The sequence below is a fragment of the Streptomyces sp. NPDC006602 genome, assembly GCF_042870385.1.
In the GTDB taxonomy this organism is placed as follows: Bacteria; Actinomycetota; Actinomycetes; order Streptomycetales; family Streptomycetaceae; genus Streptomyces.
In genome coordinates this window covers 100,044-111,615 of sequence record NZ_JBIAHG010000024.1, presented here as the reverse complement: position 1 = coordinate 111,615, position 11,572 = coordinate 100,044, and the positions used below count along the sequence as shown (strand labels likewise).

General features: G+C 70.5%; 11 protein-coding genes. 8 read left to right on the top strand and 3 right to left on the bottom strand.

Going from position 1 to position 11,572, the window contains the following annotated elements:
* From ACFYO2_RS37690 to ACFYO2_RS37670, 5 genes are all read left to right on the top strand, one after another.
* The coding region (locus ACFYO2_RS37690) for a DUF3459 domain-containing protein (protein ID WP_388358647.1) at positions 1-555 on the top strand (555 nt) is incomplete at its 5' end.
* The gene (treS, locus tag ACFYO2_RS37685; RefSeq protein WP_388358644.1) at positions 552-2,270 is read left to right on the top strand and encodes a maltose alpha-D-glucosyltransferase; all 1,719 of its coding nucleotides are present in this window, start codon (positions 552-554) and stop codon (positions 2,268-2,270) included. The genes ACFYO2_RS37690 and treS, both read left to right, overlap by 4 nt.
* Positions 2,271-2,296: 26 nt before the next feature.
* Positions 2,297-3,658, top strand: coding sequence for a maltokinase (locus ACFYO2_RS37680; RefSeq protein WP_388358641.1), 1,362 nt, complete (start codon positions 2,297-2,299; stop codon positions 3,656-3,658).
* Positions 3,659-3,661: 3 nt separating this feature from the next.
* Positions 3,662-5,872, top strand: a complete 2,211-nt coding sequence (glgB, locus tag ACFYO2_RS37675; RefSeq protein WP_388358638.1) for a 1,4-alpha-glucan branching enzyme — start codon at positions 3,662-3,664, stop codon at positions 5,870-5,872.
* Between the two features lie 109 nt (positions 5,873-5,981).
* Complete coding sequence (locus ACFYO2_RS37670) at positions 5,982-7,070, top strand: glutamate--cysteine ligase (RefSeq protein ID WP_388358636.1); 1,089 nt, start codon at positions 5,982-5,984, stop codon at positions 7,068-7,070.
* 50 nt (positions 7,071-7,120) lie between these two features.
* Here the strand turns inward: ACFYO2_RS37670 and ACFYO2_RS37665 are convergent, their stop codons facing one another.
* Entirely contained in the window at positions 7,121-7,354 is a 234-nt protein-coding gene (locus ACFYO2_RS37665) for a DUF6480 family protein (protein WP_388358633.1), read from the bottom strand.
* Positions 7,355-7,507: 153 nt separating this feature from the next.
* Here ACFYO2_RS37665 and ACFYO2_RS37660 point away from each other — a divergent pair, with 153 nt between their 5' ends.
* Positions 7,508-9,415 carry an AMP-dependent synthetase/ligase gene (locus ACFYO2_RS37660; protein WP_388358630.1) on the top strand — a complete coding sequence of 636 codons (1,908 nt, stop codon included), beginning with the start codon at positions 7,508-7,510 and terminating at the stop codon, positions 9,413-9,415.
* A 119-nt stretch (positions 9,416-9,534) separates the two neighbouring features.
* Positions 9,535-9,969, top strand: coding sequence for an ATP-binding protein (locus tag ACFYO2_RS37655; RefSeq protein ID WP_388358628.1), 435 nt, complete (start codon positions 9,535-9,537; stop codon positions 9,967-9,969).
* 15 nt (positions 9,970-9,984) lie between these two features.
* Here ACFYO2_RS37655 and ACFYO2_RS37650 read toward each other — a convergent pair whose 3' ends face one another.
* On the bottom strand, positions 9,985-10,443 hold the full coding sequence (locus ACFYO2_RS37650) for an ATP-binding protein (protein ID WP_388358625.1): 459 nt from the start codon (positions 10,441-10,443) through the stop codon (positions 9,985-9,987).
* Between the two features lie 50 nt (positions 10,444-10,493).
* On the bottom strand, positions 10,494-10,865 hold the full coding sequence (locus ACFYO2_RS37645; protein ID WP_388358624.1) for a PRC-barrel domain containing protein: 372 nt from the start codon (positions 10,863-10,865) through the stop codon (positions 10,494-10,496).
* A gap of 248 nt (positions 10,866-11,113) precedes the next feature.
* On the opposite strand from ACFYO2_RS37645, the gene ACFYO2_RS37640 reads away from it, so the two are divergent.
* Complete coding sequence (locus ACFYO2_RS37640) at positions 11,114-11,539, top strand: STAS domain-containing protein (RefSeq protein ID WP_388358622.1); 426 nt, start codon at positions 11,114-11,116, stop codon at positions 11,537-11,539.
* Positions 11,540-11,572 lie beyond the last annotated feature (33 nt).

Below are 11,572 nucleotides of genomic sequence, written 5' to 3'. Positions count from 1 at the left end.
GCCTTCGAGGTCCGCGCGGTGCTGGCCGCGACCCTGTCGCCGGCCTGGGGCATCTACAGCGGCTACGAGCTGTGCGAGAACACCCCCCTGCGGGACGGCAGCGAGGAGTACCTCGACTCGGAGAAGTACCAGATCAAGGCACGCGACTGGGAAGCGGCCGAACGCGAGGGCCGCTCCCTGACCCCGCTGATCACCCGGCTCAACACGATCCGACGCGCCCACCCCGCCCTGCGACGGCTCAGAAACCTCCGCTTCCACTCGACCGACAACGACGCGCTGATCGCGTACAGCAAGCGCACGGATTCGGACACGGTCCTGGTGGTCGCCAACCTCGACCCGCACCGAGCCCAGGAGGCCACGGTCTCGTTGGACATGCCGCAACTCGGCCTGGAATGGCACGAGTCCCTGTCCGTCCATGACGAACTGGCGGGCGAGACCTACCGCTGGGGCAGGAACAACTACGTGCGGCTGGAGCCCGGTCGGGCGCCCGCGCACGTGTTCCACGTCCAGAGGTCGTCCGCCGCGCCGCAGATCGGAGGGTCCTCCACCTCATGACCGTCAACGAGCCCGTCCACGACACCTTCGAGGACACCCCCGCCAGGGACCGGGATCCCGAGTGGTTCAAGCGCGCCGTCTTCTACGAGGTCCTCGTCCGTTCCTTCCAGGACAGCAACGGTGACGGTGTGGGCGACCTCAGGGGACTGACCGCGAAACTGGACTACCTGCAGTGGCTGGGCGTCGACTGCCTGTGGCTGCCGCCGTTCTTCCAGTCGCCGCTCCGGGACGGCGGTTACGACGTCTCGGACTACACCGCGGTGTTGCCCGAGTTCGGCGACCTCGCCGACTTCGTGGAGTTCGTCGACGCCGCCCACCAGCGCGGCATGCGCGTGATCATCGACTTCGTCATGAACCACACCAGCGACCAGCACCCGTGGTTCCAGGAGTCGCGCAAGAACCCGGACGGGCCGTACGGCGACTACTACATGTGGGCCGACGACGACAAACAGTACCCGGACGCGCGGATCATCTTCGTCGACACCGAGGCCTCCAACTGGACCTTCGACCCGGTCCGGGAGCAGTACTTCTTCCACCGGTTCTTCTCCCACCAGCCGGACCTCAACTACGAGAACCCGGCCGTCCAGGAGGAGATTCTGGCCGCCCTCCGCTTCTGGCTGGACCTGGGCATCGACGGCTTCCGGCTCGACGCCGTGCCCTACCTGTACGCGCAGGAGGGCACCAACTGCGAGAACCTGCCCGCCACGCACGAGTTCCTGAGGCGGGTGCGCCGCGACATCGACGCGATGTATCCGGACACGGTGCTGCTGGCGGAGGCCAACCAGTGGCCCGAGGACGTCGTCGACTACTTCGGCGACTACCAGGCCGGCGGCGACGAATGCCACATGGCCTTCCATTTCCCGGTCATGCCCCGCATCTTCATGGCGGTGCGCAGGGAATCGCGCTATCCCGTCTCGGAAATCCTCGCCAAGACCCCGGCCATTCCCTCGAATTGCCAGTGGGGCATCTTCCTGCGCAACCACGACGAGCTCACGCTCGAAATGGTCACCGACGAGGAACGCGACTACATGTGGGCGGAGTACGCGAAGGACCCGCGCATGCGCGCCAATATCGGCATCCGCCGCCGCCTCGCGCCCCTCCTCGACAACGACCGCGACACGATCGAGCTTTTCACCGCCCTGCTGCTGTCCCTCCCCGGCTCGCCGATCCTCTACTACGGCGACGAGATCGGCATGGGCGACAACATCTGGCTCGGCGACCGCGACGCCGTACGCACCCCCATGCAGTGGACACCGGACCGCAACGCCGGCTTCTCCACGGCCGACCCCGGTCGCCTGTTCCTGCCGACCATCATGGACCCGGTCTACGGCCACCAGGTCACCAACGTCGAGGCGTCCATGGCGTCGCCCTCCTCGCTGCTGCACTGGACCCGCCGCATGATCGAGATCCGCAAGCAGAACCACGCCTTCGGCCTCGGCTCCTTCACCGAGCTCCAGTCCTCCAACCCGGCGGTGCTGGCGTTCCTGCGGGAGTACGAGGACGACCTGGTGCTGTGCGTGAACAACTTCGCCCGGTTCGCGCAGCCGACGGAGCTCGATCTGCGTGCGTTCGCAGGGCGGCACCCGGTCGAGCTGTTCGGCGGGGTCCGTTTCCCGGCCATCGGTGAACTGCCGTACCTGCTGACGCTGGGCGGCCACGGCTTCTACTGGTTCCGGCTCTCCCGAGTGGCATCCCGCATCGGTCGACGACTTTGAGCGTGCCGACGAAAGGACGCGTCACCATGCCGAAGACCGCATTCCTCCGCCCCAGACGTACGGTCGTCGCCGACCCGATGGTCTCGCTCGGCGACCTGCTGCGCGACTGGCTGCCCAGGCAGCGCTGGTTCGCGGGCAAGGACCGGCCCGTCACCGACCTCTCTCTGCTGTCGATGACGGAGCTGTTCCCGGGCTGTCTGCACCTGCTGGTGCAGACCGGCCACGCGCCGGTGCCGGCCCCCGGCGGCGGCACACCGGCCGGTGACTGCTACCAACTGCTGCTCGGCGTACGGCAGCACCTGTCCCCGCGTCTGGGCCGGGCGCTCGTCGGACGTGCGGAAGCGGGCCCGTTCGCCGGCATGACGGTGTACGACGCGCTGCACGACCCCCGGTCGGCACAGCTGCTCCTGGAGCGGCTGCGGCACCCGGGGACGGCCGGTCCCCTGCGGTTCGAGTGCGACCCGTCCGTGCCGGTGCCGGCCGGGCTGCCGCCGCGGCTGCTGGACGCCGAGCAGTCCAACTCCTCGCTGGTCTACGGCGACGAGTTCATCCTGAAGCTGTTCCGGCGTATCCAGCCCGGTGTCAACCCGGACCTGGAGGTGCCGGGCGCGCTGGCCGGGCAGGGTTGCCGCCGGGTGCCCGCGCCGGTGGCGTGGTTCCGGACGACGCAGCCGCAGGAGGCGACGCTGGGGTTGCTCCAGCCGTATCTGCGCGACGCGTCGGACGGCTGGACGCTGGCGCTGCGCGCGCTCGCCACCGGTGACGACTTCACCGCGCAGGCGCACGAGCTGGGGCAGGCCACGGCGGAGGTGCACCTCGCGCTGGCCGCGGCCTTCCCGGCCGGCACGCACGGTGAGAGCGGTCGTACCGCGGAGGCGATGACCGAGCGGCTGGACTCCGCGGCACACTGCGTGCCGGCGCTCAAGCCGTTCGTGCCCGGTCTGCGGGCCGCCTTCGGCGCGCTCGCCACCTGCGACGCCGGACCGCCGGCCCAGCGCATCCACGGCGACCTGCACCTGGGGCAGGTGTTGTGGGCGGGCCGGGAATGGTTCGTCATCGACTTCGAGGGCGAGCCGTCCCGTCCGCTCAACGAGCGGCGCAGCGCCCACTCGCCGGTGCGGGACATCGCCGGCATGCTGCGCTCCTTCGACTACGCCGCGCGGCAGCGCCGCCCCTGGCGTCCGGAGTGGGCGCGCCGCTGCCGGGAGGCCTTCTGCGCGGGCTACGCGTCCCGCGCCGGATGGGATCCGCGCAAGAAGCACGGTCTTCTGCGTGCCTACGAGACCGACCGAGCTGTGTACGAAGTCCTTTACGAAGCCAGGCACCGACCGGACTGGCTCCCTGTACCCATGGCGGCGATCGAGCGTCTCGCCGTGAGAGGAGACTGACCCGTGGCCCTGCGCGACGATCCTTCGCTGCCCGAGCCCTCCGGACCTGCCCGGTGCGGTACGGCCCCGCCGCTCGACCCCGCCGACCGTGGGCGCCTGCTGTCGGGCGCCCACCACGACCCGCACGCCCTGCTGGGCGCCCACCCGGTGCCGGGCGGGATCGTGTTCCGGGCGCTGCGCCCGTTCGCCCGTTCGGTGAGCGTCGTGGTCGACGGCGAGCGCAGCGAGCTGGCCTCGGAGGGCGACGGGCTCTTCTCCGGCGTACTGCCGCTGGCCGCGATCCCCGCGTACACGCTGCTGGTGGCGTACGCGGAGGGGGAACAGGAGGTGCACGACCCGTACCGCTTCCTGCCCGCTCTGGGCGAGACGGACCTGCACCTCATCCGCGAGGGGCGGCACGAGCAGCTGTGGAAGGCGCTCGGCGCTCAGCCGATGACCCACGAGGGTGTGACCGGGACCCGGTTCACGGTGTGGGCGCCGAACGCCGAAGGGGTGCGGGTCGCGGGGGACTTCACCTTCTGGGACGGGAAGGCGTTCCCGATGCGGTCCCTCGGTGCGTCCGGCGTGTGGGAGCTGTTCCTGCCGGGCATCAAGGAGGGCGCTCGGTACAAGTTCGAGATCACCTCCCGGTACGGCGGCCGGTTCCTCAAGGCCGACCCGATGGCCCGCCGCAGCGAGGTGCCGCCCGACACGGCGTCCATCGTGACCTCCTCGCAGTACGAGTGGGACGATGCGGAGTGGATGGCCCGGCGCGGGGACGTGCCGGTGCACGAGGCGCCGTTCTCGGTGTACGAGGTCCATCTGCCGTCCTGGCGACCGGGGCTGACGTATCGTCAACTGGCCGAGGAGCTGCCGTCGTACGTGCAGGACCTGGGCTTCACCCATGTCGAGCTGATGCCGGTCGCGCAGCACCCCTTCAGCGGTTCCTGGGGCTACCAGGTCACCGGCTTCTACGCGCCGATGGCACGGCTGGGCACACCGGACGACTTCCGGTACCTGGTCGACGCCCTGCACCGGGCCGGCATCGGCGTGATCATGGACTGGGTGCCGGCGCACTTCCCCAAGGACGACTGGGCGCTGGCCCGCTTCGACGGGGACCCGCTGTACGAGCCCGGAGACGACCGGCGGGCGGAACACCCGGACTGGGGGACGTACGAGTTCGACTACGGGCGCATCGAGGTGCGCAACTTCCTGGTCGCCAACGCCGTGTACTGGTGCGAGGAGTTCCACATCGACGGGCTGCGCGTGGACGCCGTCGCCTCGATGCTCTACCTCGACTACTCCCGCGATTCCGGCCAGTGGGCACCCAACGCGTTCGGGGGCCGCGAGGACCTGGCCGCGATGGCGTTCCTCCAGGAGATGAACGCGACCGTGTACCGGCGGGCGCCCGGGGTGGTGACGATCGCCGAGGAGTCCACGGCCTGGGACGGCGTGACCCGGCCCACCGACAGCGGCGGCCTGGGTTTCGGGCTGAAGTGGAACATGGGCTGGATGCACGACTCGCTCGGCTACATCAGCCACGAGCCGGTCCACCGCAAGTACCACCACAACGAGATGACCTTCTCGATGGTGTACGCGTACAGCGAGAACTACGTGCTCCCGATCTCACACGACGAGGTCGTGCACGGCAAGCAGGCCCTGGTCTCGAAGATGCCCGGCGACTGGTGGCAGCAACGCGCCAACCACCGCGCCTACCTGGGCTTCATGTGGGCCCACCCCGGCAAGCAACTCCTCTTCATGGGCCAGGAGTTCGCGCAGGGCGCCGAGTGGTCGGAGCCCCACGGCCCGGACTGGTGGCTCCTCGACCCCGCCTACGGGGCGGAGCCGGACCACCGCGGGGTGCGGGACCTGGTCCGCGATCTCAACACCGTCTACCGCGAATCCCCCGCCCTCTGGCAGCGCGACACCGATCCCGGCGGCTTCCAGTGGGTGCTGGGGGACGCGGCGGAGGACAACGTCTTCGCCTTCCTGCGCTACGACGCGGAGGGCACCCCGCTGCTGGCGATCTCCAACTTCTCCCCCGTCGTCCGCCACGACTACGTCCTGTGGGTGCCCGGCTCCGTGCCCGCCTGGCAGGAAGCCCTCAACACCGACGCGGCGCGCTACGGCGGCAGCGACCTCACCCGGCCGGACCCGGTCAAACCCGAGGACGGAACCCTCCGGCTGACGCTGCCGCCGCTCGCGACGGTGTGGCTGGTACCGCAGCCCGGCTGAGAGCCTGCGGCGGCGTCAGGTGTTCGAACGGCCTCGGAGGGGGCAGTCGGGGTCGTACACGAGCGAGCAATCCCCGTCGCCGCCAGGGGCCACAGAAAGGCTGCATCAGGTGCGCACCGTCGGAGTGGAGGAGGAACTCCTCCTGGTCGACCCGGAGACCGGTGAACCGCAGGCGCTGTCCGCCGCGGTGCTGGCCCGGGCCGCGCAGGACGACGCCGATCAGCGCGTCTTCGAGAAGGAACTGCACAACCAGATGCTCGAGTTCGCGACGCATCCGCAGTCGGGCATGGAGGAGCTGCGGGCGGAGATCGTCCGCTGCCGCAAGGAGGCCGCCCGGCACGCCGGGGAGATCGGCTGCACCGTCGCCGCGCTCGCCACCTCGCCGCTGCCCGTCAGCCCCTCCGTGGGCGTGGGGCGCCGCTACCAGTGGATGGCCGAGCAGTACGGACTCGCCACCCAGGAACAGCTCGTCCTGGGCTGCCATGTGCACGTGTCCGTGGAATCCGACGAAGAGGGCGTCGCCGTCATCGACCGGATCCAGCCCTGGCTGACGGTGCTGTCCGCGCTGAGCGCCAACTCCCCCTTCTGGCAGGGCAAGGACACCTTCTACAGCAGCTACCGCAGCCGGGTGTGGCAGCGGTGGCCGTCGGCCGGTCCGACCGAGCCCTTCCGCTCGGCCGAGCGCTATCACCGCCGGGTCGCGGACATGCTGGCCACCGGTGTGCTCCTCGACGAGGGGATGATCTACTTCGACGCCCGGCTGTCCCGGCGCTACCCGACCGTGGAGATCCGGGTCTCGGACGTCTGTCTGCACTCCGGCACCGCCGTGCTCGTCGCCGCCCTTGCCCGCGGCCTCGTGGAGACCGCCGCGCGTGAATGGCGGGCGGGCCGGGAGCCACTGGGGCACAGCGTGAGTCTGCTCCGGTTGGCCGCCTGGCGTGCCGCCCGGTCCGGCGTCACCGAGGAACTGCTGCACCCGGCGACCATGCGGCGCATGCCGGCCGGGACGGTGGTGCGGGCCCTGCTGGACCACGTCGGGGACGCCCTCACCGAGGCCGGCGACCTCGACCGGGCCCGCGAGACCTGCGCCGAGCTGCTGCGCACCGGCAGCGGCGCCGGGGTACAGCGCGCGCTGCTGAAGCGGACCGGGAGCCTGCGGGACGTGGTCACCGAGTGTGTGCGCGTCACGCAGGCGTGAGACGGCCGCGGCTGGTCGGCACCTTTCTCATCGCTGCAACGGCTCTTCTCTCACCGGATCAGGATGATCGCGTACACGAGGAAGAACGCCGCGATCAGGATGGCGAGGCCGAGGATCAGCGTCAGCGGTGCCTTGGCCCAGCCCTTGGTCGGATTGTGCGTCTCCCGCGGGCCCGCCTCGGGCAGGCTGCTCTCGGCGGGCGGGGTCTCGCCCGGGGGCACGCCGCCGCCAGGTTCCAGGCCGGTGGTGTGTTCGGGATCGGGGTCGGGGTTCGTGTGACTCATGGCGTCCGAGTCCCCCGAATATGCCGAGCTCATCGGCAGTCGGCCAGTTCTCCGTTCCCGGGCACCGCGCGAACCCACCTGGGCTAGATTCGAGCACCGCAGATAACCGTGCTCGTCGGCGGCGTCACACCCCGTACACATCAGGAGCAGTGCATGCGCGACCTCGCCCTCGCTCCCCCGGCCACCCCGCACCTGACCGGCGGGCTCGCCGACAGCGTCTTCGACAGGGCGGCCCACGACCCCACGCTGCCGATGCTGGCCTGCCGCTCGGACGCCTCCTCCTCCGTGTGGGAGGAGGTGACCGCCGTGGAGCTGCGGGACGAGGTGGTGGACCTGGCCAAGGGGCTGGTCGCCTCCGGGATCTCGCCGGGACACCGCGTGGCGATCATGGCGCGCACCCGGTACGAGTGGACGGTCCTGGGCTACGCGCTGTGGGCGGTGGGGGCGGAAGTCGTGCCGATCCATCCGACGTCCTCGCGCGACCAGGTCGAGTGGATCCTGCGGGACGCCGGCTGTGTGGCCGTGGCCGTCGAGGACGAGCAGAGCGTGATGACGGTCGGTTCCGTGTGTGCGGCGCTGCCGCGGCTGCGCCACGTCTGGCAGCTGGACGCGGGGGCCCTTGGGGACCTGGTGGAGCGCGGCGAGTTCATTCCGCTCGCCACCGTCGACTCGCTGCGCCGCATCGTGCTGCCGGACTCCACCGCCGTCGTCGCCTACACCTCCGGCACGACCGGAAACCCGCTCGGCTGCGCGCTGAGCCACCGCAGCCTCGCGAGCCCCGTCGACACCCTGCTCGCGGGCTGGGGACACACCGCCGCGCCCCCCGGAGAGCAGGGCTCCGTCCTGGCCTTCCTGCCGCTCTCCCACGTGTACGGCCTCATGATCCAGGGCATGTGCGTGCGCGGCGGTCTGCTCATGGCCCATGAACCCGACCTGAGCTCCGAGGCGCTGTCGTCGGCGCTGCGTTCCTTCCGCCCCACCTACTTCTACGGCGTACCGTCGGTCTTCGAGAAGATCTACAAGAACTTCCTGCGCACCGCCCAGCAGACCGGCCGCGGTGCCCTGTTCGAGCGGGCGGCCGAGACGGCACGGGACTACGCCGCGGCGTGTGAGCGGCAGCGGCTGGGCGAGGGGGCCGGGCCGGGCCTCGATCTGCGGCTGCAGCACGCCCTGTACGAACGCACGGTGTACCGCAAGCTGCGGGGCGCCCTCGGCGGCAGGGCGCGCCGCGCCACGTCGGGCGGCTCCCCGCTCAACCGCGATCTGTGCCTGTTCTACGAGGGCATCGGCATCTACGTCCACGACGGGTACGGGCTCACCGAGACCAGCGGCGGGATCACGATGCAGCCGCTGGGGCGCGAGAAGTCCGGCACCGTCGGACAGGCCCTGCCGGGCACGGACGTCCGGGTGGCCGACGACGGGGAGATCCTGGTGCGCGGCCCGTCGGTGTTCCAGGGCTATGTGAGCGACGACGCGGCGACGCGGGCCGCGCTGCTGCTCGGCGGCTGGCTGGCCACGGGGGACATCGGGCGGCTGGATCCCCAGGGCTATCTGACGATCACCGGGCGCAAGAAGGACGTCATCATCACCAGCAGCGGCAAGAGCGTCGCCCCGGCCGCCCTGGAACACCGGCTGCGGATGCACCCGCTCATCCACCAGGCCGTGATCGTCGGCGACAACCGGCCCTGCGTGGGGGCGCTGATCACGCTGGACCCGGAGTTCCTCGCGCACTGGCGGGCGGGCCTCGCGTGGCAGAGCGACGCGCCGAACCGGGAGGCGCGGGAGGAGAACGCGCTGCGGGAGGAGATCACCCGGGCCGTGGCGGCGGCCAACAGTGCCGTGTCGCGTGCGGAGTCCATCCGGGTGTTCCGGGTGCTTCCGGAGCCGTTCGACCTGGCCAGCGGGCTGATGACACCGTCGATGAAGCTGCGCCGGGACCTGATCGTGCGGACGTACGCGTTCGAGATCGACGCGATGTACCAGGCTCGTTCGCGCGGTGGGCGCCAGGCCGTGCGGGACGAGTCGGCGAGCTGGGACGACGCCGACAACGTGTTCCGGTGAGGGCCGTGCCGCCGACCCGCCGCAGGAAGAACGCGTAGCCCCCGCGCCCCCGGGAACACGGAACTTGCGACGTATGGGAAAGGACGACAGCCCTGCTGATGGCGGGCCGGAAAGGCGACATGGCAGCCGAGCCGCGTTGGGACAAGACACTGGCTTCCGAGGCGATCCCGAGCCGCAGCACCAGTTTCGCGGGCGAGCCGCAGAACGTGACGGGTGCGCGACTTGCCGCGGAGGAATTCCTCCGCGCCCTCGCGCGAACCGCGCCTCCGGCAGCCCCCGAGTACTGGGACGACATCCTGCTGGTCGTCACGGAGCTGGCCGCCAACGCGGTCCAGTACGCCCCCGGTCCGTTCGCGCTGCGCATGCGCCGGACCTTCGACGGCGTTCATGTGACCGTCCACGACACGAGTTCCACGCCGCCCGCTCCGCGCCCCTTCGATCCGCGGCACGGCGGTGGCGGCATCGGCTGGCATCTGGTCCATGCGCTGTGCGACCAGGTGAGCGTGGTCACGGACGACGACGGCAAGGACGTCCACGTCTTCCTGCCCTGGTGAATCGACGGCGCCGCGTCACGGCGCCGGCCGCAGCGGTATCAGCACGCCGATGGTCTTGCCGCCGCCGGGGTGCCGGTCGACGGTGATCTCACGGGCCAGGCGGATGACCAGGGGCCAGCCGTATCCGTTGCCTTGGTGCCCGACGGGGAAGGCACCCGAGGCGTGCGACACGTCGGGGATGAGGTCACTGTGGTCGCGGACCGCCACCCGTAGGCCTTCCTGGGTGGGTGTCACGTGGAACCCGGCCAGCCCGTCACCGTGCCGGACGGCGTTGGTGACGAGTTCGGAGACGACCAGCAGCATGTCGACGACGTCTGCGTCGCGCGCCCTTCGGGAGGGGGATTCCCAGCGCTCGCGCACCACCGACTGCGCGTAGGCGCGTGCCGTGGCCGGGCTCGTCACCGGAGCCCCTGACGTAGCGCCGGAGGCGTGGTGGTCGAAGAGCGCGGTCGCGGCCGCGTCGATGTGTTCCATGCGTGTCGTGTCCCTGAGATCCGCCCGGCCGGTGCGCCGCACCCCGGCCGTCAGACCGTGGTCGTCTCTCGCGGCGGCAGCCGGTGGTAGTAGTCGCCGACGGCGGTCAGATACGCGGGATCCCTCGTCTCGCTGTCGGTCTTGAAGCGGGGGGCCGCCTTCACTTCCCCCGCGGTGCAGGCCAGCGTGACCTTGCGGGCCCCCGTGTCGATCCCGGTGACGACGCCGACGGGCACGAGGACGCTCCCGCCGAACAGCCAGACGCCGGTGTCGACCACCAGGTGCCGCATGCCCCGTGGGTCGGCCTGCCGGTCCACCCGCCCGAGGGTGCCGTCGCTCGCGGCGACGGTGAAGCCCGTCAGGTCCTGCCCCTCGACATACCCGCTGTCCGGCGCGTACGACCAGATTCCGTCAACGGCCACGCTGCTCCCTCCTCCGGCCTCCACAGCAGCAATTACCCTCCTCTCGCACCTGCATTCGGAGCCTTTCCGTGCAGTGTGCCGGAATGGGGAACCGATTCATGGGTAAGCGCGGGGGCGCGGTGGAAGACCCGGCGGCCGCGAACGAGGAACCCCGGGAGGTTGATCACCACACAGGAACGAACCGACGTGCATCGAAGTCGCCGCCAGGGGTAACCGGCCCTGGCTGTCAGCACCTGTTGGAGGTACCCGTGCCCCTTGCCCAGAACCCGCTGTCCATCGAGGTCACCCTGCCCCGCGAGGACGTGGCCCTGATAACGGTCGAAGGCTACTTGGACGTCGACACCGCGACCGAGTTCCAGCACCATCTGGCGAACCAACTCCACCACGGCCGACGGCACTTCCTGCTCGACCTGTCGGCCGTGCCGTTCATGGACTCCTCCGGCATGAACATCATCCTGAGGGTGTACCAGGAGGCCCGCACCCTCCCGGGGAGCGTGCACATCATCTCCCCCACTCCGGCGGTGCGCAGGATCCTGGACCTCACGGGCGTCAGCATCACGGTCCCGGTCTCGGAGGGGACCGAGGAGGCGCTCGCCCGCGTCGACGCCCACGACTACGCCCGGGACCAGAGCGGGGACGAGACCTGGACCCGTCCGGACGGGCAACAGGCCTGATGCTCGTAGCATTTCGGTACGACGAATCGCCGA

Excerpts from the sequence above, each read along its gene's own strand:
- ACFYO2_RS37650 (WP_388358625.1), bottom strand. The coding sequence starts at position 10,443 with ATGGAACACATCGACGCGGCCGCGACCGCGCTCTTCGACCACCACGCC.
- treS (WP_388358644.1), top strand. The coding sequence starts at position 552 with ATGACCGTCAACGAGCCCGTCCACGACACCTTCGAGGACACCCCCGCC.
- ACFYO2_RS37655 (WP_388358628.1), top strand. The coding sequence starts at position 9,535 with ATGGCAGCCGAGCCGCGTTGGGACAAGACACTGGCTTCCGAGGCGATC.
- ACFYO2_RS37665 (WP_388358633.1), bottom strand. The coding sequence starts at position 7,354 with ATGAGTCACACGAACCCCGACCCCGATCCCGAACACACCACCGGCCTG.
- ACFYO2_RS37660 (WP_388358630.1), top strand. The coding sequence starts at position 7,508 with ATGCGCGACCTCGCCCTCGCTCCCCCGGCCACCCCGCACCTGACCGGC.
- ACFYO2_RS37680 (WP_388358641.1), top strand. The coding sequence starts at position 2,297 with ATGCCGAAGACCGCATTCCTCCGCCCCAGACGTACGGTCGTCGCCGAC.